Here is a 25,819-nt window from a genome sequence, read left to right as displayed (position 1 = left end):
GCTCCTGAAGCAATCCTATCGGTTGGCGAGCAGGACATTCCGGAAGAGCCGACGCATGAACTCCTCGCTGTAAACCGCACCATCCCGGACCGGCGCCTTGTGGGTGTACCGCGGACTACAGTGTACCGGCGCTGACGAAAGTTGCTCTTTTGCGCATTCCGGCATCACGAACGGCTTTACGGCCTCCAACTCTTCGAGCTTCGCCCTCGCAAAAGCCCGTTCAACCTCGGTTAGAGGTTCGAACGGGTCATTCGAGAACGCAAACATTACCGGGCGTCCTTGCGCTCCCACCATAGCTCCTCAGCCCGGACTGCGGATTGATTGGTCAGAAGGATGCCGACCTTGGCGTATCCCTTCTTCATCCGCTTCCAGCCGTCACGTGTCCACATCTCGTCAATGACGCTCTTGAGCACCTTGCCGATGCGGTGCCGGAAGATGCGATAGAGATGCTGAAGACTTTAGCCCCGGCATGTTGTGATAGCGTTTAAGCCCGTTGCATGATTGGATTGAGTCGTCTGGGGATACGAAATGACCATATCTATTGCTTGGATTCGCAAGGCCGGTAAATACAACGAACTTGTCGTTGCAAGCGACAGTCGTCTCAGTAGCGCTGGTCATGTTGATATTTGCCAGAAAGTATTTCCCCTTCCGAGAGGTGACGCGTTTCTAGCTTTTAGCGGCGAGACGATAATCGCCTTTCCATTCTTGTTTCAGCTTCAAGCAGCTGTTGAGGACTTTCACCAATCGACTGATCGCAGCCAAGACGTCACACAGATGCTGGGTCGCGTTATTGCGTTACTGAACTTGTATCGCGATTCCTGGCTAAATACTGACCCGTTGGAATTTGAACCAGCAATGAGAACTACTCGATTCCTTTTTGGGGGATGGTCATGGCGTTACAAGCAGTTTTTCATTTACCCGATCCACTACAGCAAACAACTCAAGCAGTTCAATATTCTCAGAAGCTCAAAAAGAAAAAAACGCTTTGGTTTGCCCAACGGCGAGCTGTGTGTTTGCATAGGTAATTATACGCACGAGTTTATCGAGAACCTCGGCGTAATAATGAAAGATAGGAAGCACCTCGACTACAAGCCTCTTGAGGTTCTATGCAACATGTTGAGTGACTCCAGATTCACCGATAGGAAGCGCGAACCCGACTTTTGGGATATACGTGACGGCCGTGGAGCGATCGGCGGCGCTCCGCAAGTCATCAAAGTGTATGAGCACGCTAATACTTTGCCAATCGCTGTGCGGTGGCCGCGCGGAGATGGTGCAATGGCAACGACTTTGTTCGGGCGACCGCTTTTTGATTGGGAGAAAACATTCACTCCCATTTACGATCCTGAGGACCGGTTTTTCTATTACCCGTTGGCGGACGTGGCTGACCAAACGACAATATCAAAGAAACTTTCAGCAGAATAAGCTGACATCAAGAGCGAACGCACCCGCTCAGGCCGCATCCGCCTCATCTTCCTAATTGTCTGGGCATCAAGACCTCCATCCGTAATACTCTGGCAACCCCAAGAGTCGTTCCCAGATCCAAGCCGAGAATAAATTTACGGCTCAATCATGGAGGCTTCATTTGGCTTCCCCACGACGTAGAGGGGCTGGGTGAATTTGCGACGCTGGGTAATCAGAGCCCAGCATCCAACGTCCCTGAAATTCTGCCAGAAACGGATCGCGTCGTATTAATAGGCACACTGATACGTCCGCCATCGAGTCCCTAGGCGACGAATGCCAACGCCAGCCGAGATACCAGGCCTCGGCCGGAATCACGTCGGGCACGCCCTGCTGCTCGATGTTCACCTCCGTGCCGACAGACACGGCCTTCAACATCACCGTGACCTTCATCTCGCCCGGCAGGTTGGGATCATCGAAGCGGTCGGTGTAGACGAGACGCTCACCGGGAACGAGTTCCAGATAGGTCCCACCGAAGGAGTGACTGCCGCCGGTGGTGAAGTTCCAGAATGACATCCTGTGATGCCCACCGACCTTCGCATCCAGCTCATCGACGGTGCATGTGAACCCGTAGGGTGGCAGCCAGCTCGCAACCGCGTCGGGTTCGAGGAACGCGCGATAGAGCTTCTCGGGCTTGGCGGCAATGACGCGATGCAGACGGATCGTGCTGGGCGTGGTCTTCTCCAGCGCGTGATTCAACGTTTTGATTTCGAGGCCTTGATGAAGAGTTCGTCTTGTTCCAAGTACGGCGTCAACACATCTTCGATCCATTTCATGAATGCGCGGACTCGGCGCGACAGATTGCTCCGATGTGCGACGACCAGGGACACGGGGAGCGCCCGGCGACGAAAATCGGGCAGTATCTCCACTAACGCTCCGCTCTCCAGATATGGGCCTATCCCCAGGAGTGGCGCCTGTATCAACCCAAGACCGGCAAGAGCGGCGGCTTCGTAGGTTTGTGCGCTGTTGACGTGTAGCGCACTTAGCAACTGAAGGGTCGCATAGCCGTCGCCGTCCGGGTATTCCCATCCATGGGGTCTTGCGCCCAGCCTTGTCGAAAAATGAATTGTGCGATGTTCCTGACGCTTGAGATCTTCCAGCGATAGAGGGACGCCAAAGCGCGCCAGATAGGCGGGACTGGCGGCATTGGCCATGCGCAACAGGCCCAACGGACGGGCAATCAGAGTCTCGTCCCTGATGGGTCCCAGCCGCAATACACAGTCGAACCCCTCCTGAACCAGATCGACTTGCCGATCCGTACTCGACAGCTCCAATTCCAGCTCGGGGTGCGCAGCCATGAAATCCGGCAAGGCCGGCACGATTGTCATGCGCGCCACCTCGGTTGGGAGATCGACCCGCAAACGCCCGCGAAGTGCCACGCGATCGCCTGCGAACATCGAGTTCAGGTCATCGACGTCAGCCAGCAGGTCACGGGCACGGGCATGAAATGCGCGTCCGTCCTCCGTCAACTGCACGTTGCGCGTCGTCCGGTGCAGGAGCCGGACCCCGACATCTTCTTCCAGCTTCCGGACCGCCGTTGAGGCCCTTCCCTTCTGCATGCCCAGGCTATCGGCTGCGCGGGTGAAGCTCCCCATGTCCGCGACCGTCAGGAAAATGCGGATCGGCTCAAGATTCTGCATTTTCAGGCTTTCGCATTGTTCACCCTACAAGGAACAGTGGGTTCATTTTCCAACTGTTTATCACGTCCATGAGGCACAGTAACTAGGGAGCCTGAAAGACAGGTGACCCTCTCGGAGAACGCCAAGTGTCTGAAACAATGAAACTTCATCAAGCGCCGGAAGCCGTGAACTTGCATCGCGCGCTGTGGGCCAGCCGGATAATGAGCGCGATTGTCGTTGTCGCTCTGGTCGCAGACGGCGCCATTCAACTTTTTGCCCCGGCACAGATCGCAAGCATGCTGCAAGAAACCGGGTTCGCGATGGATCTGACCCGTATCGTGGGTCCGGTCATCCTCGCCTGCGCCCTCCTTTACGCCATCCCGGCCACCGCCGTCCTCGGCGCGATCCTGGTGACGGGTTTTTTGGGAGGAGCGATCTGCGCCCATGTCCGCATCGGTGAGATGGGATCACCGCCGGAGCTCGTTTCCCTGCTTCTCGGCGCGATGACATGGGGCGGCCTCTATCTGCGTGATCCCCGTATCCGGGCCATTCTGCCGCTCACCCATTGAACCAACGGGGGCAGTGTTCTGTCCCTCAAGATCAGGAGAAAACACATGTTTTTAGTAATGGGAATTACGGGAAAAGTCGGCGGCGCGACCGCAAGGCATTTGCTGGCGCAAGGCAAGAAGGTGCGCGCGCTGGTCCGCGACCGTGAGAAGGCGGTTAACTGGGCGAACCAGGGCGTGGAACTGGTAGACGGAGATTGGAATGACCCGGCAGCCATCGAGCGAGCGCTCAAAGGGATCGAAGGCGCGTTTGTCATGTTGCCCCCGGTCTGGCCGCCGTCGCCCGATTACAAAGAAGCAAAGGGCGTAATTGCAAATTATGTCGAGGCGCTCAGCAAGGCAGCGCCTCCGCGCGTAGTTGCGCTTTCGTCGATGGGCGCGAACAGAACCAGCGGGCACGGGGTGATCACGGCCTTGTCGCTTCTGGAGCAAGGTTTTCGCGACCTGATATCGCCAGTTGCTTTTGTGCGCGCAGGCGGGTTCTTCGAAAACTTTCTATTCGGCTTGCAGGGCGCGCAAGGTGGAACGCTACCGGTCTTCTACAGTCCGACAAACCGGAAATCGACCATGGTCGCGACGAACGACATCGGCGCGGAGTTCGCAAGCCTTTTGACCGGGCCAGCGTGGTCAGGGCAGCGCATCGTCGAGATTGGTTCGATGGTCACTGCGGACGATGTCGCGAAGCAATTGGGCGAAGTCCTGAATCTCGACGTGAAAGCCTTTGCAATCCCGCGTGCGGGATGGGCGGAAGCGTTAGAGCAATTCGGCATCCCGAAGGGCCACAGCGGACCTGCCGAAGAAATGTACGAGGCCGTGAATGCGGGATGGATGGACCTCGGCGTCGAGGGTACGGAGCACGTAGCGGGGACGACGTCTGCACGGGATGTCTTCGCAGCGGCGCAGAAGGCCATCACGGCGTAATCCGCTATGCTCACATCAGGGAAGATCAAGACCCGCCCCCGGCGTTCCCAACGCGACGCGTCGTCAACGGCCGAATTCGAACTCACGCATCGCTCGCCGATCTCAAGAGGACTTCCGCGGGAAATCTTCCGAAATGATGACGGAAGTAATACGCAAGGCGGCCAAGCAATGATCTATCATGCCGCTTGCCACGTGGATGAACTTCTGAACGCGGCAAAGCAAATCGCATCCGAAATCGTCGCAACGGTAGGGCAAACCGTTGCTGCCAAATCTTCCGCCTCCACTGCGATGGGAGAAGCCTAAAGAGGGCGTCTGAATCCCCCTACACCAACGAACGTGGACAACGGGATCGTTGCTCAGCATACGACCAATGGATCAAATGCCACGGAATTTGCAGGACCGTTCTTCAGGAAATTGTGGTCTCTGGTGATCGCCAAAATGCGAAGACTCGCGACGTGCTGCCTTCCCTTTTGCCACGATGAGGGAATGCTGTGAACAATTCGACAATCTATGCGATCGGGGACGTTCATGGTTGCTCCGACCTCCTCGCTCGCTTGGTCGATTTCATTGGCAACTATGCAGAACGTAATCGTCGGATTCCGCTGGTCTTCTTCCTCGGTGACATTGTGGATCGGGGACATTACCCGCTCGGAGCGATGAGCATTGTTCAAGACTGCATCCAACGATGGCCGGGCAGCCGTCTCTTTCGCGGAAATCACGAGCAGATGTTTCTCGAGGTGCTCGACAACCCCAGCGACGAGCATTTGAAGAACAGATTCATATGCAACGGAGGTTATAACACGCTCCGTTCTTTTATCGGATACGACGATCCCCACACCGCGGAAGAGATTGTTGATGTCGCAGTTCGCCACGCGCATCATGTAAATCTGATGAGGCGAGCGTCGCTGATTGAGATCGTGGGACGATACGCGTTCGTACATGCCGGTATCGATCCGCACGTCGCCATCGGAGAGCAGAGCGAAAAAGATATGATGTGGATCAGAGAGAAATTTCTCGATTACGTGGGGCCGCTCTCACACATCATCGTTCACGGCCATACGATGCTTGAGCCAACACGACCCGTCGTCACCGAAAACCGTATATCCTTGGACACGGGCGCTTATCATTCCGGCGTACTTTCGATGGCCGTCATCGATCCCGAAACGGACGCGGTCGAATTCTACGCGACGAATTACGATGGTTCTGTCCAAGCGCTCGAACCGCTGCGTTTGGACCGCGGATATGGAGATGCATTGACGGTTCACACTCCACGGGAAGAGTGCCGACTGTCAGAAAAGTCGGCATATCAATCTCCGAGCGCCGCCGCCTAAGACGACTTTTCGCCTCCAGAGTGAAAAGTGATTCCTTGGCCAACCATTTCGACGAAATGGAAACGCACTCCCGCGGCCTCGAACGTGTGCCTCAGCTTTTCGCTGTGTGTCGTCGTAAGGGCGCGTCCGCCCTGCTTCGTACATGGCGATGGAGCGCCGTGATACGCCTGACTTCGCAGACAGTTCATCTTGGCTCCAGTTGCGCGCGCCTTTCCGGCTCTCCACCTCTCCGCCGAGGCGGCATAGCTCGTCACATTCGACCCATAGGTTAGCGACCGCGCATCCGCGACCAGCGCGAGCGTGCACTATCTCTCACGAAACGCTTTTGCGATCTGGTCGTGCAACGGCTTCACCAGATAGGACAGAACTGTTCGATCTTCGGTACGAACGAAGGCCTCGACTGGCATGCCTGGCAGCAGTTTGAGGCCTGCGAGCTTCGATAGCTCAGCCGACGAAAGGGATACCCTGCCAAGATAATAGCTCATGCCCGTTTTTTGATCCTGGGAGATATCGGCGGAAATCCGGCTGAGAGAACCCACGATTTCCGGCGTCGTCCGTTGATTGAATGCTGAAAACCTAAGGTTCACCGACTGCCCTAGGCGGATCTGATCGATGTCCTGAGGAGCGATCCGGATTTCCACGGTGAGGGCGTCATTCTCGGGAACGATCAACATGAGCGGCTCGCTGGGCCCGATGACGCCGCCGACCGTATGCACTGCGAGCTGATGAACGTTACCGTTCTGTGGCGACCGGAGATCGACCCGCTTCAATTGATCTTCCGCCGCAACTTTTCGTTCGACGAGCTCCGCTGACTTTCCTTGAATCTCCCGTAACTCCTTAGCGACCTCGCTTCGTAGATCTTGATCGATCTGGATGATCTGTAGTTCCGTCTCTGCCTTCTTGCCTTTCGCCTGGGCTGCGCTTGCGACGTACTGGTTGCTGTCGCCATCTAGCCGCACGGCCTCTCGCTCGAGCATCATGACCCGGTTGATCGGCACCAGTTTCTTGTCCCAGAGATCCCGGAGACCGACGAGCTCGCGGTTGACGAACTCGATCTCGCGACGTTTGGAAGCTGACTGCCCGGAAAGGCCAGAGATCTCCTCCTGCAACTGTAGGATCCGCTCACGCAACTGAGCCGTCTGTCCCGCGCGCGCCGACTTGCGCAGTTCAAACAGGCGTCGCTCTCCCGCGATCACACCCGCGAGCTCATACTGATCCTGCTGGGCGACAAGCTCAGGGGGAAAGACAACGCTTTCTGCCCCGTCGCGCTCTGCCTCCAGTCTGGCCTGGCGGACCACCATTTCGTTAAGGCTCTTGATCACGATGGCCAGGTTGGCGCGCGTCACCGTCTCGTCGAGCCGGATCACAACGTCTCCCTCGCGCACCCGGTCGCCGTCCTTCACCCGGATCTCCCCGATGACGCCGCCGGTCGGATGTTGGACCTTCTTGACCTCGGACTCGACGACAAGCACCCCTGAGGTCACCACGGCGCCAGAAAGCTCCGTGAATGCTGCCCAGCCCCCAACACCGACCACGAGCAGGAGCAGCACCGCCCCGCCCCAAATCCCATGGGTGCGGACCGATCGATCGGCTGGTGTCCAATCGCTTTGCTTCACGTTCCCCTGGGTCATGCGCGTCGCTCTGCATCCACAACCGCAGGCCCAGCCCGCAGAGCCGGTCGCGCGGGTTCCAGGACCTGTTTCAGGACTTCATCCTTCGGCCCGAAGTTTTGCACCTGCCCATTCGACATCATCAGGACGAGATCGACTGCGGCGAGCGCAGCCGGACGATGTGCGACAACAATGACGATACCTCCCCGCTTTCGAACCCCAGCGATTGCCTTTGTAAGCGCTTGGTCACCTTCCGCATCGAGGTTCGAATTGGGTTCGTCTAACACAACCAGGAACGGCGAACCGTAGAGCGCCCGGGCCAAAGCCACGCGCTGCCGCTGGCCCGCAGAGAGAGCGGACCCGCCTTCCCCGATCTTCGTGTCGTAGCCTTCCGGAAGGCGCAGGATCATGTCGTGTATCGCCGCTTGATTTGCGGCATCGATAACGGCGGCTGGATCTGCCTCAGCCGCAAACCTTGCAATGTTCTCTGCGATCGTGCCGTCGAACAGCTCGACGTCCTGAGGCACGTAGCCGATATGGGCCCCTAAAGCCTCAAGCTCCCATTGCTCTAAGGCCGCACCGTCGATTCTGATCTTGCCGCGCGCGGCCTGCCAGACGCCGACGATCGAGCGGGCAAGAGTAGACTTACCAGACGCACTCGGCCCGATAATGCCAAGCCCCTGACCTGCCTCTAGCTTAAAGGTCGCGTTCTGCACCACCAGCCGCTGGACGCCCGGTGGCGCCACGCTAATTCCCTCGACAGACAGGGACGTATGCGGTGCAGGCAGCGCCATCGGCGCTCCTATCGCTCCAAGCTTGTCGATCACTCCCGTCAGGCGGCGCCAGCTCTGCCTCGCGGCCGCAAAATTCTTCCAGTGCGCAATGGCAAGCTCGACCGGCGCCAAGGCCCTCGACGTCAGGATCGAACTGGCGATGATGACCCCACCTGACGCCTGCTGATTGATGACGAGATAGGCACCCACGGCCAGCACCATCGACTGGAGCAGCATTCGCAGCACTCGCGAAGTCGCACCCAGACCGCCACCGACATCGGAGGCCTTTTGCTGGGCATCCAGATAACGGTCGTTGGAGATGGACCAACGGGCAGACATCCTCTTCGTCATGCCCATGGAGCGAAGGACCTCCGCATTGCGCCGACTTCCCTCCGCCATTGCCATCCGGATGGAGCCGAATCCGGACGATGATTTGACGGGATCCCGCGTGAGGACCTCCGTGCAGATGGTGAGCACGACCAGAAGGATCGCCCCGACGAGAGCCGTTATGCCGATCCAGAAATGGAAGACAAAGCAGAGGCCCAGATAGAGGGGCATCCACGGCAGATCGAAAAGAGCCGTCGGTCCCAAACTCGACAGAAAGCTCCTAACCTGATCCAGGTCGCGGACGGGCTGAAGGCCGTCCTTGCCGCCGTTCGGTCCCAAGGGAAGCTCAACGATCGCTTGGTAGGCGTATGAACCCAGCCGTTCGTCAATTCCACGGGCCGTCCGGACCAGCAACCTCTGACGGATGAAGTCAAGAATACCTTGGAAGCCGTAAAGCATTGTCACGAGCACGATCAGTCCGATCAATGTCGGAACGCTTCGGCTCGGTATCACCCGATCATAGACCTGCAACATGAAGAATGAGCCGGTCAACATCAGAAGGTTTATCGCGGCCGTGAAGACCCCGATGGCGAGAAAGGCCCGGCGGCAAGCCGCCGTCGCTCCCTTCACTGCGTCGCTGATGCGAGTCGGCGGATTACCCGCTTCTGCTTTACTCACTACTTCCCACCAGCGTTAGTTATGCGACCCGGAAATCGTCCACGTGCAGGTTCGCCAAAGCGACGTTTTGCAGCAGAACGGTCGTTGACGCATCTATCGTAATAATCGTGTCACTCCCTTGGGCACTTGCCGCAGCGAATGCGGCCGCCGCATCGGAGAACAATCCATCGCCGAATTCGAGCTTGTCGTGCCCCACGCTGAAATCGGAGATGCTGTCCTGACCGAAACCAGTCCTGAACACGAATAGATCGTCACCAGCCCCGCCCGACAATGTATCGTTTCCCGCACCGCCGGAAATGGTGTCATTCCAGACCGTGCCCGAAATCGTATCGTTGCCAGTGGTCCCGTGGATCCAGGCCGCCGCATCAGTGATCTGACTGCCCTCCCAAACCGTTCCATCTGCAAAATGCACCTGCTCGATCCGCGGATGGCCATCGAATTGGCCTTCGACCATGAGTTCTTCGTTTGACGAATTAATCTTGATGAGGAGATCGCTGCCCGATCGGCCAAATGTAACGTCCGAAACTGCGAGCGCAGAGAGATGCACCACATCGATCCCGGAATCGGTACCCGCCTCAAGGATCAAGTCGTTACCTGAACCCACCCCAAACTTATAGGTGTCCCCGCCGCCCAAACCGCGAAGGGTGTCGTTGCCGCCGAGTCCGCTAAATACATCTTCTTCAGACGTGCCTGTCAGCGTTTCAGACTCCGCAGTTCCATCCAACGTCACGCCAGCAACGTCAGTATCAGCACTATTTTCTGTTACCGTTAGCGATTCAACTCCTGGCTCGAACTCCCCGATATCCATCGTGCTGCCATCGCTGAACTGGAGTTGCTGGATCGCGCTTGACGTTCCCCCTTCATGGGCCGTTAAGCCCTCGTAGACCAGAATTTGGTCGTCAGTATCTCTTATGAGGATTATGAGATTCGAACCGGCCGTTTGAAGTATTATATCGTCGGCCGATATTCCTGGCGCGAACTTGATGACGCCGGTGCCGCCATTTGCCCAGATATAGCTCTGCCCCCCGCTGTATAGAACAGTGGTCTGGCCGACAGTGTCGAAGCCCCAGCCTGACCCTGAGACCATCTCGAAGACGTCGTCCCCGTAGATACTGCCGTTATAAACTGAAGTGCTGGTTCCAACCCAAGTGAAGGTGATGGGTGATCCGAGTCCTGGCGCGGGCTGCCCGATATTCATCGTGCTGCCATCGCTGAACTTGAGCTGCTGGATCGCGCTCGACGTTCCCCATTCGTTAACCGTCAGATCACCGCTTATACGGATGCTGTCTTCGGTCCCCCGCACGAGAATTATAAGATCCGAACCTTCAGATTGAAGGATGATATCACCGGCAGATATTCCGGCTCCAAACTGAATGATACCTGTGGCTCCGTTTGGATCAATATTGTTTTGACCTCCGCCGAATACAACTGTGTTTTGGCCATCGTTCTCATTGTTAAATGTGAGGTTCGTCCCGGGAGGGAGTTCAAAAACATTATTCCCGTAAATGCTTCCGCTGCCAGGCTCCAACCACGTGAACGTAATGGGCGATCCAACGCCTGCCGCAGGCTGCCCGATATCGATCGTGCTGCCATCGCTGAACTGGAATTGCTGGATCGCGCTCGACGTTCCCCATTCATTGAGCGCCAGGCCACCATAGATCTGAATTCGGTCTTCGGTGCCTCTTATGAGGATCATCAGATCTGACCCCGCCGATTGAAGTATTACATCGTCGGCCGATATCCCTGGAGCGAACTTGATGACGCCAGTGCCGCCATTTGCCCAGATATAGCTCTGCCCCCCGCTGTATAGAACAGTGGTCTGGCCACCCGTGTCGAAGCCCCAGCCAGATCCTGAGACCATCTCAAAGACATCATTTCCGTAGATGCTGCCGTTATAAACCGAAGTGCTGGTGCCAACCCAGGTGAACGTGATCGGTGATCCGACGCCTGGCGCAGGCTGCCCGATATCCATCGTGCTTCCGTCGCTGAACTGGAGTTGTTGAATCGCACTCGACGTTCCCCAGTCATTGGCTGTTAGGCCGCCATAGATCTGGAGGCGGTCGTCCGTCCCCCTCACGAGAATTACGAGATCCGAACCTTCGGATTGAAGGATGACATCGCTCGCCGATATGCTTGGCCCGAACTTGACTACACCTGTCCCCCCGTTGGCCCAGATGTAACTCTGCCCACCATTGAATAGAGCGGTCGTTTGACCACCGGCGGCGTCGAAGCCCCAGCCTGATCCCGAGACGATCTCGAAGATGTCATTCCCGTAGATGCTTCCATTATAAACAGAAGTGTCCGTTCCAACCCACGTGAACGTGATTGGTGATCCAACACCTGGCGCAGGCTGCCCGATATCCATCGTGCTGCCGTCGCTGAACCGGAGATGCTGAATCGCGCTGGACACCCCCCAATCATTGATCGTCAAGCCACCACCATAGATCTGGATGCGATCGTCCGTACCTCTCACGAGGATTATCAGATCCGAGCCCTGCGATTGAAGAATGATATCACTGGCGGATATTCCAGCCCCGAACTGGATGACGCCTGTGGCTCCATTTGCATTGATGTCATTCTGACCTCCACCGAATACAACGGTGTTCTGGCCACTGTTAGCGTTATTGAATGTAAGGCTCGCACCTGGAGCTATCTCAAAAACGTTATTCCCGTACGCGCTTCCGTTACCGGCCTCAAGCCAGGTGAACGTGATTGGCGACCCAACTCCCGGCGCTGGCTGCCCGATATCGATCGTGCTGCCGTCACTAAATTGGAATTGCTGGATTGCGCTCGACGCTCCCCAGTCATTTAGCGCCAAGCCTTCATAGACCAGAATTTGGTCGTCAGTATCTCTTATGAGAATTATGAGATTCGAACCGACCGATTGGAGTATTATATCGTCGGCCGATATTCCCGGAGCGAATTTGATGACGCCGGTGCCGCCATTTGCCCAGATATAGCTCTGCCCCCCGCCGTACAGCACAGTGGTCTGACCACCAGTGTCGAATCCCCAGCCAGACCCCGAGACCATCTCGAAAACGTCGTTCCCGTAGATGCTCCCGTTATAAACCGAAGTGTCAGTTCCAACCCACGTAAACGTAATTGGCGACCCGACGCCTGGCGCAGGCTGCCCGATATCCATCGTGCTGCCATCGCTGAACTTGAGCTGTTGGATTGCGCTCGACGTTCCCCAGTCGTTAATCGTCAGATCACCGCCAATGCGGATGCTGTCTTCGGTCCCCCGCACGAGGATCACCAGATCCGATCCATCCGATTGCAGCAGGATATCGCTGGCAGCAATTGATGAATCAAAGCTTATGGAACCGTAATCCCCTCCTATGACGATCTGTCCATCACCACGAGTGAACGGATAGCTCTCACCTTCCGCCTCTGTCAGAGCAATCGTCAACGTCTTGTCGAAGGCCAGCCCGCCCTGATCGACGACGCGCACCGTGATCGCGTGCGAGGTCGCGGTCTCGTAATCGAGCAGCGAACCATCGGCGACGGTGATGGCGCCAGTGCTTGCATTGATCGCGAAACGCCCCCCGGCATTGTCGGTCAGCGAATAGGTCAGTATCGCGCCGGCATCCGGATCCGCGCCGGCAACCGTCCCCACCATTGTGCCGTTCGCCGCGTTCTCGGCCACCGAGCCGCCGGTCAGCGTCGCATTGCTGGGCGCCTCATTGACGTTGGTCACGCCCAGCGTGAACACCTTGTCGAAGGTCAGCCCACTTTGGTCGGTCACCCGCACGCTCACATTGTGCGAGGCTGCGCTCTCGAAATTCAGCAGCGTGCCGTTGGCCACGGTCAGCACGCCTGTCGTGGCATTGATCGCGAACCGACCACCCGCATTGTCCGTCAGCGAATAAGTCAGCGTCGCCCCGGCGTCTGGATCGACCCCTGCCACCGTTCCCACCGCCACGCCATTGGCCGCATTTTCGGCCACCGAGCCGCCGGTCAGCGTGGCGTTGGTCGGGGCATGATTGGTGGATTCGCTGACGTCGGTCAGAGCAATCGTCAGCCCCTTGTCGAAGGACAATCCACCCTGGTCCGTAACCCGCACCGTAATGTTGTGCGAGCTGGCGGTCTCAAAATCGAGTAGCGCGCCGTTGGCAACGGTCAGCGCCCCCGTCGTGGCATTGATCGCAAACCGACCACCGGCGTTGTCCGTCAGCGAATAGGTCAGCGTCGCGCCGGTATCCGGATCAACGCCGGCCACCGTCCCCACCACTGTGCCATTCGCCGCATTCTCGGCCACCGAGCCGCCGGTCAGCGTCGCATTGCTGGGCGCCTCATTGACGTTGGTCACGCCCAGCGTGAACACCTTGTCGAAGGTCAGTCCACTTTGGTCGGTCACCCGCACGGTCACATTGTGCGAAGCTGCGCTCTCGAAATTCAGCAGCGTGCCGTTGGCCACGGTCAGCACGCCTGTCGTGGCATTGATCGCGAACCGACCACCGGCATTGTCCGTCAGCGAATAGGTCAGCGTCGCCTCGGCGTCCGGATCGACCCCGGCGACCATCCCCACTGTCGTGCCATTCGACGCGTTCTCCGCGATCGAGCTGCCGGTGAGTATTGCATTGGTGGGAGCATGGTTGGCGGATTCGTTGACGTCAGTCAGCGTAATCGTCAGCGTCTTATCAAAGGTCAATCCAGCCTGGTCCGTGACCTGCACCGTAATGCTATGCGAGGTAGCGGTCTCGTAGTCGAGCAGCGCACCACTAGCGACGGTGATCGCGCCGGTGCTGGCATTGATGGTGAAGCGGCCGCCAGCATCGTTGGTGAAAGAGTAAGTGAAGGCATCGCCCGCGTCGGGGTCGATCCCCGTCACCGATCCAACGAGGGTGCCATAGGTGGAATTTTCCGCAATAGATCCGCCGACCATGGTCGCGTTGGTCGGCGCTTCGTTGGCATTATACACATTGATCGTGAACGTCTTGTCGATGCTAAGCTCGCCCGGATCCGTCACGCGCACCGTGATATTGTGGGACGTTGCCACCTCATAGTTGAGCAGAGCACCATTCGCGACGGTCACCTGCCCGGTGCTCGCGTTAATGGCGAAGCGACCGCCGGCATTGTCGATCAGCGCATAGGTGAACGCATACGTACCGTCGGGATCGAAGCCCGATACAGTGCCGGAACTTGCGCCATTGACCTCATTCTCGTAAACCGCCGCGCCAAATATGGTCGCGTCGGTCGGCGCATGGTTGCTCGCCCGGTTGCCGATCGCTGCGCGGTCCCAAACCGTGCGATCGCTGAACACGATCTCGTCGATACCAAATTTATCAGTTGTGAACTGGTCCTTGATCGTAATGTCCTGCCCGGTCGCATTGACATGGATCACGAGATCCGCGCCTGATTTCAGAAGAGTGACCTGCCCTGATGTCAAGTCTTTGAGCTTAAGCGTATCGATCTCGTCCGCCGTGCTGGTATCTGTGATCACATCATTGCCGTCGCCGGATCGATAGATGTAGATATCCTCGCCAGCTCCGCCGGAGATCGCATCATCTCCCGCCTTGCCATCGAACGTCTCGGCCAAGCTTGTTCCTGCGATCGTGTTCGCCGCGGTCGTTCCGTTGACCAGGTGTGCATCTGCCGCAGCCGCCTGAGCGTGCGACAGGATCGTCGCGTAGTTCCAGATGGTGCCATCAGCGAACCGGATTTGATCCGCGCTGTATTCAGCCCCAATCAGGCGCCCCTGCAGAATCGCTTTTCCATCGCTGTTTGGATTGGCTGTCGTGATGATCAGATCGTTTTCGTTCCCCGCTCTGATAATCCTGACATTCGCCGCTAGAATGTTCGATAGCTGTAGCGTATCGAGGTCCGCGGCAGTTCCAGCGTCATGAATGATCTTGATCCCTTCGCGCGAGAGCACATAGGTATCGTTTCCGGCGCCGCCGATCAGGGTATCGTTGCCATAAGTGCCGTCGATCGTATCGTTGCCGAGGCCGGTGCTGATGACTTCATCCTTGGCAAAGCCAATCACGTTATCGTTGCCAGTCGTAGCAACCTGAGCGAGGTATCGGGCAGCCAGACTGTCGCCAGCCCAATATGCTGAATCCCCACCAAATGTAATGGAAGTGAACTGGTCAGCCTCGGATTGGTATTGGGCTCCAGCAATAATCAATTTGTCGGTCGTTCCGGAAATCGAAAATACAGTATCGATGACCTGAATGCCATCGGCGTCGGTGCGATAGACCCTAGACAGTGCGACATCGGCGGATGAGACGGAGCTGTTGAACTGAATGCGGTCAACAACCGTCTGGAAAATGCCGTCAGGCTTATCGTAGATCATATCTACGCCGTAACCTCGACCAAACACGTAGGTGTCGGCGCCGAATGAACCGTGGAGTTCATCATTCCCGGCACCGCCATCCATGATGTCGTTGCGATAGGGAAAACCTTGAATGATGTCGTTGCCCGGCGTTGATGCGAGAAATCCGGCGATGATCGACTCCGTCGTCCATACGGTGCCATCGACGAAACGGATTTCTTCAATCGTGCTGTACGACGTGCCGTGGAATTCCCAATTGATCGTGATCTTTTCGCCGGTGGGAGCAATTGTTAAATAAAGATGATAGCCGGCCAGTTGGTCGCCAGACGGCCCACTCACATGGGAAAGGGTAACATCTTGCGGCCGAATTCCGGCACCGAGCTCCAGAACATCGAAGCTCGTGATCGTGTATTCTTGGATAGTGTCATTGCCATCGCCGAGGTTCCAGACATACGTGTCGTCACCGCCGCTTCCCAGCAGCATGTCATTGCCTTTTTTCCCGACGATGCGCTCGCCGGCGCTCGTTCCGGTCAGCGTTTCAGCACTGTCTGTTCCCTGTATCAGATTGCCGGGATTAACCAGTTCATCGATTTGCGATCGGTTGAGGACCGTTCCATCGGAGAATTCGAACCGGTCGATGCCCTGGGAGAGATCGTTTCTGATCGAATATTGACGATAAACGCGAATGCTGTCGTTGGTGCCTGCGATCTGAATCAGCAAGCTGCCGGCAACGGATGACAAGGCGTCAGGGTTCTCCGTGTTCCTAGTGAATATAAGGTCTGACGGCCTTATGCCTGCACCAAATCGTAGGGTGTCAAAGCCGTGGTTGAATGACGTATAGCTATTGGTGTCGACAATTCGATCATGGCCGTCTCCGCGATTGAAGATATATGTATCGTCGCCTTCCTGGCCGTAAAGATCGTCGTCCCCAAGTCCACCCCAGAGCGTGTCGTTACCTTCCCGACCGATCAATCGATCATTGCCGGCTCCTCCGGAGATGACATTGTCGGAGCTGTCGCCGGCCAACGTGTCATTTCCGCTTCCCCCTGTCGTAACCATGTTTGTCAGATCTGCCGCCGACCAAGTCGATCCGTCGGCAAAGCGAACCAGCTCGACCGAGTGCCTGTAGTCATCGAAACGGGAGTTGACTGTCTGGTGCTCGATACGGACCGTATCGCCGGTCGACCCAACGGTCAGGAGGATGTCTCCTGCAAAGAAGTCCTCGATCAGCGTCGCGTCGTCAAAGTGATAGGTGATCTGGCTGTTGTTCCACGCGTCGGGATTCGTGACGGTAACATTCGATTTGGTTATGCCAGCGCCGAAACTGATGATGTCTCCCACTGTCGTTGTTTCGAGACCGGGCCCAGTCTGGTAGTGGTCCAAAATCGTATCGTGTCCGAATCCAAGATCGAAGGCATAGGTATCCGGCCCCTCGCGCCCCTGGAGCGTATCGTTCCCGCCGAGCCCGTAGATGATGTCTGGGCCAAGCTGCCCGACCAGATCGTCGTTTCCAGCGGTGCCCATGATGAGCACGCCTTGATGTGGACCGCGTATTTCGAGATTCAGAATCGTTGTTGTCGACGCTCCTACCCCATCCGTCGCGGTCAACGCGATGCGATAGACGTGCACCCCTTCATAGTCACCGACGGACGAGTAATCCGGATTTCCCACAAATGTGCGCGTCAACGGATCGAATGAAAGCCAATCCGGAAGAGCGGTGCCGTCAGCCATCTTGGCGACCAAGCTTACGCCTCCACCGTCGTCGGCGAATGTATTTGCTGGAACGGTGAATGTGAAGGCTTGCCCGCGATCGACGGCAATATCCTCAAGCGCATGCGTGACCACCGGCGCGTCGTTGACCGAATTGACGAGGACGAACATACTGCGCTCGACGCTTGCTCCGGAAGTGTCGGTGGCAACGACGATGACTTTCAGAATTCCGACGTCCTCGCCGTCGGGAATGCCGGACAACGTGCGTGTCGCCGGGTTGAAGATCAACCAATCCGGAAGCGGCGAACCGTCCGCAAGCCGTGCGGACAGCAGCAGAACGTCGCCAGCATCCACATCGGAAAACAGCGCCGGAGGAATGGTGTAGCTGAACAGCGCGTCTTCGTTGGTGACAAAGTTGTCCAGCGTGCCGACAGCCGTCGGAGCATCGTTCACATTGGTCACGTTGAGCGTGAAGTTGGCCGAAGCCGACGCACCGAAGATATCGGTGGCGGTAACGCGGATCGTGGACTGGCCGACATTCGCATTTCCCGGTGTCCCCGAGAACGCGCCGGTCACCGCATCGAGCACGATCCAGCTCGGCAGCGCCGCGCCGCTCGAAAGCGTCGCCGTATAGCGGAGCCGGTCACCCGCGGTCGAGTCCGAAAACGTGCCGGCGGGCAATTGAAAGGTGAACGGCGAATCTTCGGCAGCCGTCTGCGTACCGATCGCGGTGCCCACGGCCGGAGCGGTGTTGCCAGAGGTGCCGACAAAAATCCCGAACCGTGCAGTGCCGGTAGCCACGCCGTCCGACGCCGTGATGACAATGTCCAGCGCCCCTGAATTGGCCGCAACGGGCGTACCGGAAAACGTTCGTGTCGCGGCATCGAAGGTCAGCCACGACGGCAGCGCAGCGCCGCTGCCGAGCTTCGCCGTATAAGTCAGTGTCTGGGCCGTTACGCCCGCCAGGCCGTTATCGGGATCGACAAACTGAGTGGTCGTGAACTGGAACGAGAAGGCAGACCCTATCGTCGCCTGCTTGTTGGCGATCAGCGTGGTCGATACGGGCGCGTCGTTGATGTTGGTCACATTGACCGTAAAGTCGTGCGTAACGATGTCGCCGTCCCGGTCGGTCGCGGACAGCCGGACCTGGATCGGAAGCCCCACGTCGGCGTTGGCCGGCGTGCCGCTGAAGGTGGCACCGTCGAAACGCAGCCAGGCCGGCAACGCGCTGCCATCAGCGCGCGTCGCCGTCAGCACCAACGTGTCGCCGGCATCGCTGTCCACGAACGTATTGGCCGGGACCGCAAAGCTGAAAAGAGCATTTTGCGCGACGTTTTTGGTGCCGATCGCGCTCACCACGGTCGGCGCGTGATTGCCGGCCAGCACGGCGATGTCGGAGGTGAACCACACGGTGCCGTCAGCCAGCACGACTTGGCCGATCCTGGCACCGCCGACTACGAAGTGATCCTTGACCGTGATCGAGTCGGTAGAGCCGCGCAGGGTGATGATCAAATCGTTCGGATTCGATCCATGCGAAAAATCGACGTCGGCTGCGACAATGCCGGCGCCGAATTCGATGCGATCCAGCCCTGTGCCGCTGTCGAAGATCGTGTCCTGTCCGTGGCCCCGGTTGAAAACGTACACATCGGCGCCGCCGCGACCGTCCAGAACATCGTTACCGGCGCCCCCGGTAATCGTGTCGGCATTGCCGGACCCGTAGATCGTGTCGGCACCCGAGGTCTGCGCCAGCGTCATCAGTTTCTGATCGATGTCGACCGGTCCCCACACCGTGCCGTCGGCAAACATGATGGCCTCGATACCAGCGCCCCCACCGGCAAGCTGCCCTTTGACCGTGATGGTTTCGCCGCCTCCGATATCCACCACGAGATCGGTGGGATCGACACTCCCTTTGCGCAGGGTGACCTGGGCGACGGTGATGCCGCTGCCCAATTTCAGACGGTCATTGCCGTCGGCCTGCAGCTCGACGATGTTGTCCTGACCGTCGCCGCGGTTGAATGAATAGGTGTCGCCGCCAGCGCCACCCGATAAGGTGTCATTGCCCAATCCGCCCGCGATGGCGTCCGCGAACCCGGTGCCGACGATCGTATCGGCGCCCGTCGTCATCTTTGATGCCAAAATCGCATTGGCAACGGTGGTCTTGGACCACACCGTGCCATCCGCAAACACTACCTTATCGACACCGCTCTCCGACCCGGCGAGAAATCCCTTGAGGGTCACGGCATCGGTTCCAGACACTGTCAGGATGACGTCGTTCGCGTCGGTGGCGGAACGTGTCACAGCAATGCTGTTCGACCAGATCCCCGCGCCGAATTCCAGCCGGTCGTCGCTTCCCGACGAGTCGGTGATGGTGTCGCGGCCGTCGCCAATATTTAAGACATAGCGATCGCTGCCTCCGGCGCCGGCGAGCGCATCGTCCCCCGCTCCGCCGCGAACGATATCATCGCTGTCGTCGAAGCCAGTAATGACATCGTTGCCGCCAGTGGCCGCCTGCGACATGATGCGCGATTTGATATCACTCATCAGCCAGACTGTGCCGTCGTCAAAGCCGATACTGTCGATGCCGATGAATCCGTTGCCGAACTGTCCGGATATATCGATCCGATCGGATCCCGACGTAAAAGTGACCCGAAGATCAAGGCCATCGGTTCCCGCGCGCGACAGAACGACGTCGGACGACGCGTAGCCGTTGATCATCAGATCGTCGGTGCCGGATCGGAAGAACGGCCGCGGGCTGTCGAGCCGGTCCTGACCATCACCGTTCACGAACACATAAGTGTTGCCCTGGTCATTTCCGGTGAGGGTGTCGTTGCCGCGACCACCGTAGACCAAGCTGGTCCCGCCGCTGGAAGCAGTGGGCAGTGCATTTCCGCCAGCGCTGGTGGCCCCCGTCAGGCTGTCGAGAATCTGCGTGGTCGATTGCACGACGCCACCGATGACGATGCTCGAAAGTACCCCCGCGCCGAGGAAATCCTTGACGGTCACCCGATCTGCCGGCGAGGCCGTGAAGCTGATAATGAGGTCGCGCCCGTCGAGCGCATAGTGAACGTCGCTCAGGGTGATGCCGCCACCCAGCACGAGCGTTTCTGTTTCGCCCGGAGTCCGGTCGACCGCGGCACGAATGATATCCTGACCATCCCCCCTGTTGAACACATAGGTGTCGTTGCCGGCTCCGCCCACCAGCATGTCCCCGCCGGCCCCGCCCGTCAGCTCATCGTCGCCGAGGTTGCCGTAGAGCGTGTCGTTGTCGGCGCCGCCCGTCAGCGCATCGTCGCCGAGGTTGCCGTAGAGCGTGTCGTTGTTGGCGCCGCCGACCAGTTGGTCGTTGCCGCCTTCGCCGAACAGAACGTCCGCGCCGGCATCACCGGACACGACATCGTTGCCGGTACCGCCGTAGATGATGTCGCTGCCTGCGCCGCCGGAGATATTATCAATCCCGGCACCGCCGAGCAGAATGTCGTTGCCGGCATCTCCGGTGACAATGTCGTCACCGTCGCCGGCATAGACCAGATCGTCGCCATCGCCGGCGTGAATGGTGTCAACACCGGTGCCCGCCATGATCCTGTCGCCGGTGGCCGTACCGGTTATCGAATCTGCCGAAGCCGTTCCATTGATCACATTGGTTGCGGTCGCCATGCGGTCGGCAATCGCATTGATCTGGTTGTAGGCGAGCATGGTGCCATCCTGGAACAGGACGTTTTCGATACTGCCGCCCGGCGGGATCCCGTATCCGGTGATCGTGACCTGATCGGTCGATCCTATGCGGGACATCAGCAGATCGTAGGATCCGGTGCGAGCGATCATGAAGTCAGCCAGATTGTAAGCCGTGAACTCGATGCGATCGCGATGAGAATCGGCGTCCTGGAGGGGATAGGTGGACTCGTAGGACGTGTCGTGCACGACGTCCTGGCCAAACGCCGATCCAAACCGGTAGATCACGGTGCCGTTACCAGTAAGCGTGTCGTTGCCGGCTCCGCCGTCCAGAATATCCCTGCCCCCCTTTCCTTCAATCGTATCGTTTCCGTTACCGCCATTGATGACATCGGCCTCAACGGTTCCCACGATGGTGTCGTTTCCGCCGGTTATCTGCGTATTCAATAAGCGCTGATTGATATCCGCCCGGGTCCAGACCGTGCCGTCGGCGAACACAATCCTGTCGAAACCGCCAGCGATGATTCCGCCATTCTCCCCGGCAACGACCAAACCCTGCGACATCGAGAAGCTGACGTCCGACGTCGTTATTCCCGAACCGAATGCGAGCCGGGTGAGGTCCTTGCCTCCCCCCAGAGAAACGACGGTATCGTTGCCATCACCCCGGTTCCATACAAAGGTGTCGTTGCCCCCATTGCCGTAGACGACATCGTCGCCAAGGCCGCCCTGGAATGTCTCGTCATTCGGCGAACCCAATATCTCGTCGGCGGAGCTGGTGGCGGCCTGCGCCGCGTAGATGCGCAGCAAATCTTCGCGACTCCAGATTACCCCGTTGTCGAATACAATGCGCAGCGGCCCGATTGAATTCATGTCCGCATTGGGATCTCCGAGACCATTCAGTACATAGCTGTTGCGGAAGGTGATCTGATCGTCCGTCCCCGCGATCCTGATCACCATGTCGCCGGCGAGGTCACCGTTCGGATTCGTAGGGGCGCTAAGCAGCAACGGACGCAGGATCAGGATGTCGGACGGTAAAATGCCCGGTCCGAGCCTCAAGGTGTCGGAATTGAACGCCGACGCAATGATGTCCTGGCCATCCCCGCGATTGAAGATGAAGGTATCGTTGCCGTTGTCCTTATTCTCGATGTAGAATTTATCATTGCCGCGACCGCCGATAAAGACGTCGTCGCCAAAGTCGTTGATGATGATGTCGTCACCATCACCGCCAGCGATGCGATCGTCCCCGCGACCGCCACGTATGGTGTCGCTACCCGCACCACCATCGACGATATCATTGCCATCGCCAGCATCAATGGTATCGGCGCCGCCGTACGCATTGATGACGTCGTCCCCACCCTGCCCGCTAATCTGCTCGTCGATGTCAATACCATCGAGAACGTCTGCTCCTCCGGTACCTTCTATGAGCGTCAGCGCCACCCCACCGGCTTCTTCCGGCACCACTGACAGATCTGGCTCATCGGCTGAATTGGCAGGCGTGAACTTTCCGGTCACGCTTTCGAACGTCCAAAGCGCTTGTTGTTCCGGGGAGAGCGTGGACCAGTCCTTGATCAGGATCGTATCACCCTGCCCATAGGTGATCAGCAGATCCTGATTGCCGCCGCTTCCGGCCACCAGCTGTTTCGTGATCAACGACACGTCGAGACCTTCGACAAATCGGATTACGCCGCCCTCAGGGGACAGGTCTTCAATGGTATCGTGGCCGTCGCCGACGGCGAAGACGTAAATGTCATGACCGGCATCGCCGAGCAGATTGTCATCACCCGCGTAGCCGCGCAAAAGGTCATCGCCGAGACCGCCCGCAATATCGTTGGCTTCCGCATTTCCGACCCGCACCAGCGAAACGGCATCATCAGATCCATCGTCCGCGCTGCGTGCCGCGGGACCGGGAGCCGTCGGCGCGCTCGGCACAATGCCGATCTCTGCCAGTCGGGCGCGCAGGGTCGCCAGCGAGACCGTTCCCGGGGAGTCGACCTGGCCATTCTTGTTGGTGCCGCTATCCAGGCCCTGGCCGTAGCTGAACTGCGAGATACTGATGCCGTAATCGCCCTGCTTCCAGTTATTGATGACAACCGTTTGATTGACGCCATCGAGGGCCGCATTGAGCGTGATCGTCAGCGTCCGGGTGCCATCGGCCGCGAGCGAACCGAGATTATAGACCTCGCCATAGACGCCGACGATCCTTTGAATATAGGCGCTGTTCCAGCTATCGACGAATTTCGCAAGATCCGCGTACAGGATTGCCGCAAAGGAAAATCCGGCCAGCCCTCCGCTGATGCCGGCGAAATACTTGACCGTCACATCGGTCTGCTGGTCGATCCAGCGCTGCAGCTGGGCGTCAGTCGCCACAACCGGGAACGACTGGCTGCTGTTCATCAAATGGATCGGCTTGACGTTGCCGTTGCTGATATACTCAAATTTGTCGAAATCGAACGTCGCACCGCCGACAAGTTGATGGCCGTTGATGACAATGACGGCGTTAGATCGCTCACTGGCCTGAAAGTCAGCGGACGTCGTCAGCGTCTGGGTCTGCGCACCCGTTGCGCCCACCGTCGAGAATTCGATGGTGGTGAAGGCGCCTTTCTTTGCCTCGACTTGTGCGGGATTGGGCGACTGCTGATCTTGGGTCCGCAAGAACGTGTTGCTGCCACCTGACAGCGCGATGGTCATACCCAATTTTTGAGCTGCATTGGTGAATGCAGCGGTATCGTTACCCTTTCCAAGCTCCAGGCGCTCAACACCTATGAGTTGATCGATCCGGGCGCCGTAGCCGACATTTGCTCCCACTTGACCTGAATACTGCGCTGCCCGAGATGCGGTGATCGACAGGCTGATTCCGTTGAAATCATCGCCGTAGACCGCGGTGTCCTTGTCCGGCCCACCGAGAAAGATGACGCCGTCCGCGACCGTGGATCCAATCCGCGCAATGAACCTGTCTTCCCCGTTTCCTCCGATGATCAGATCATTTCCGCCACCGCTCTCAAACGTATCCTTCCCGTCGCCGCCGATGAGATAGTCCTTAACTGTAGATCCCTTGATGGTATCCTCACCGTTGCCGCCAAAGACAACATGGGACTTTGTGGCATCCGCAGTCACGCCTGTGGCGCGAGCGTCGTAGCTCAAAGGGTTTAAGCCGGCCTGGACGACCAGCTTATCCCAATTCCCAAAAGCGACGCCCGCCTCGATCTCGGCGGGAGAACGACCAATCAGCTGCTTTACCAAGATTGATTGCGACGCAGAATCGCGGACGACGGTCGCGATCGCCTCTTTGGCCGCCGTAGCAATGGCATAATTGATGTCACGAACGCCGAACGCCTGGCCGTTGGAATCCTTGAGAAGGGGATCTGTCGCGGTAATTTGGGACAGGTTGATAATGACTTTATCTTGATAGGGGACGCCGTCAGCGCTCCCTCCCGCAAAATTCCAGGTCCCGCCCAGATTGGCCTTCACTTGATTAAGCGTACTGGTGTTCTGCGCTGCATCACGGAGAACCTGCAGCGCCAGCTTGACCACTCCGTCATGGATTGACAAAGCCGACCTGTTATCGCGGTCCATTCCTGTTGAAGCCGCCCCCTTTGTAAGCGTGTCATTGAATAACTTGTAGAAATAATCGTACAGATTGTTTGCGCCGGTCCCATAGGCTTTCCAGAGCAGATCTTCCATCAGATTTGAATTCGGTCCGCTTGAAAGCAGCTTGCTTGGATCGTCGGTCGGCCCTACTCGGCCATGGTCGATAGGTGCGGAAACCAAATTCAATTTTGAACCGCCAGCGTTTGGCTCGCCTACGATACTGTAGCGAAGTATCTGATCTTTCCTCAGCAGATCCTCGAATTTCTGTGAGCCTTGGTCGGTCAGAGCAAGTAATGCGTGAAGCGCTGGGCTGTGCTTTCCTTCGTCGCTCGCGTCACCGATCTGGTAGATTTTCTCGGCAGCCTTCAGCTGTTCGGAAACAGCTCCCGTCAACGTGCCGAGAAATGTCGGCGCCGTCAGCATCTCTCCATCAACCCGCTGGACATGCAGTTTGCTGTTGATGTTTAGCTGAAACGAATCCGTATATGTCTGTGTCGCAGCTGCCAGCGCAGCTTTCATCGCCTCGAATGACGCTTGCGTATCTGCAAAAAGGTAATCGCGGAAACCCGTAAATGACGAGGTCGCGAGCGCTTGCACCTTTGCATCAGCGCTCAAGCTGAAAAACAAACCACTGAAATAACTTGAGTTCTGCTGCAAGAACTCTGGCAGCGCCAGCCGGACCGCTTCGATTTTGAGCTGGGCCGCATATGGAGCCGGAGCGAATACATCGCCCTCAACGCCAAAATATGCCGAAGCCAGTCCTGCAAGTCCGCCCCCCATCGATTGCCCGGTGACGACGACTTTCGATTTGTCGCCGTTGGCAAGCGTGTTGAGCACGAGATCAACCAACGCCTTTGCAGCGTCCCACTGTGTTGTCGATGTCGATCCGAATCCAAGATTCCTGCTTGTATAAAGGTCTCCGTAGTCGAGCACGCCTTGATATGTGTTGGGCGTCGTCGGCGCAGTCGGCGTATTTCCGTTCATGAATCCAGCATAAACGGATTCCCAAGCTGAGACATTCGAGTCAGTCCCTCGGAACGTGACGACATACTTGTCGCCGATGACATTTACCATGGCTACGAAGCCGCTCGTTCCGCCGCCAGTGGAATAAATGTACCCGTTGTCACTAGATAGATTCAGACCCGCAGGCAGATTTTGAATTGCAAGAGGGGCATTTGCTCCTGTGATGTCCACGAGCTTTATCGACTGATCCAGCGAGGCATCGCGTCGATAGATGTGCTCCGACAGAGCAGCATAGAGCGCCATTCCGGTAAGTGAGCCAGCCATCGGTCTAT

General features: G+C 57.8%; 10 protein-coding genes and 1 pseudogene. 4 read left to right on the top strand and 7 right to left on the bottom strand.

The genetic code is table 11. The features are described from left to right. Positions 1–266: 266 nt before the first annotated feature. Positions 267–389, bottom strand: a complete 123-nt coding sequence (locus CHC01_RS33290) for a hypothetical protein (protein ID WP_283805444.1) — start codon at positions 387–389, stop codon at positions 267–269. Between the two features lie 139 nt (positions 390–528). Here CHC01_RS33290 and CHC01_RS09445 point away from each other — a divergent pair, with 139 nt between their 5' ends. Beyond that, the gene (locus CHC01_RS09445) at positions 529–1,422 is read left to right on the top strand and encodes a hypothetical protein (protein WP_089264053.1); all 894 of its coding nucleotides are present in this window, start codon (positions 529–531) and stop codon (positions 1,420–1,422) included. A gap of 318 nt (positions 1,423–1,740) precedes the next feature. Here CHC01_RS09445 and CHC01_RS09440 read toward each other — a convergent pair. Then, positions 1,741–2,145 (bottom strand): annotated as a pseudogene (locus CHC01_RS09440) (SRPBCC family protein); the annotation flags it as partial. Between the two features lie 8 nt (positions 2,146–2,153). Continuing rightward, entirely contained in the window at positions 2,154–3,098 is a 945-nt protein-coding gene (locus CHC01_RS09435; protein ID WP_089264052.1) for a LysR family transcriptional regulator, read from the bottom strand. A 125-nt stretch (positions 3,099–3,223) separates the two neighbouring features. Between CHC01_RS09435 and CHC01_RS09430 the strand changes: the two genes are divergently transcribed. The 3 genes from CHC01_RS09430 to CHC01_RS09420 all read left to right on the top strand — a co-directional run bounded on the left by CHC01_RS09430 (position 3,224) and on the right by CHC01_RS09420 (position 5,895). Beyond that, positions 3,224–3,646 carry a DoxX family protein gene (locus CHC01_RS09430; protein ID WP_089264051.1) on the top strand — a complete coding sequence of 141 codons (423 nt, stop codon included), beginning with the start codon at positions 3,224–3,226 and terminating at the stop codon, positions 3,644–3,646. Between the two features lie 45 nt (positions 3,647–3,691). After that, positions 3,692–4,564, top strand: a complete 873-nt coding sequence (locus CHC01_RS09425; RefSeq protein WP_089264050.1) for an NmrA family NAD(P)-binding protein — start codon at positions 3,692–3,694, stop codon at positions 4,562–4,564. A 491-nt stretch (positions 4,565–5,055) separates the two neighbouring features. Further along, positions 5,056–5,895 (top strand): metallophosphoesterase family protein, encoded by an 840-nt coding sequence (locus tag CHC01_RS09420; protein ID WP_089264049.1) that lies wholly within the window; start codon positions 5,056–5,058, stop codon positions 5,893–5,895. On the opposite strand, the gene CHC01_RS33460 is transcribed toward CHC01_RS09420, so the two are convergent. From CHC01_RS33460 to CHC01_RS33285, 4 genes are all read right to left on the bottom strand, one after another. Continuing rightward, positions 5,854–6,120 carry a helix-turn-helix domain-containing protein gene (locus CHC01_RS33460; RefSeq protein WP_176454543.1) on the bottom strand — a complete coding sequence of 89 codons (267 nt, stop codon included), beginning with the start codon at positions 6,118–6,120 and terminating at the stop codon, positions 5,854–5,856. The two genes, CHC01_RS09420 and CHC01_RS33460, sit on opposite strands and share 42 nt — an antisense overlap. Positions 6,121–6,200: 80 nt before the next feature. Beyond that, entirely contained in the window at positions 6,201–7,526 is a 1,326-nt protein-coding gene (locus CHC01_RS09410; RefSeq protein ID WP_089264047.1) for an HlyD family type I secretion periplasmic adaptor subunit, read from the bottom strand. After that, entirely contained in the window at positions 7,523–9,283 is a 1,761-nt protein-coding gene (locus CHC01_RS09405) for a type I secretion system permease/ATPase (protein WP_502688607.1), read from the bottom strand. The genes CHC01_RS09410 and CHC01_RS09405 overlap by 4 nt, the downstream gene beginning before the upstream one ends. Positions 9,284–9,302: 19 nt before the next feature. Next, complete coding sequence (locus CHC01_RS33285) at positions 9,303–25,811, bottom strand: calcium-binding protein (RefSeq protein ID WP_089264046.1); 16,509 nt, start codon at positions 25,809–25,811, stop codon at positions 9,303–9,305. Between the last annotated feature and the right edge of the window lie 8 nt (positions 25,812–25,819).

It is taken from the genome of Tardiphaga sp. OK246 (genome assembly GCF_900188215.1).
GTDB lineage: Bacteria > Pseudomonadota > Alphaproteobacteria > Rhizobiales > Xanthobacteraceae > Tardiphaga > Tardiphaga robiniae.
The sequence above is the reverse complement of the archived record's forward strand: the minus strand, read 5'-3'. Positions and strand labels throughout refer to the sequence as shown.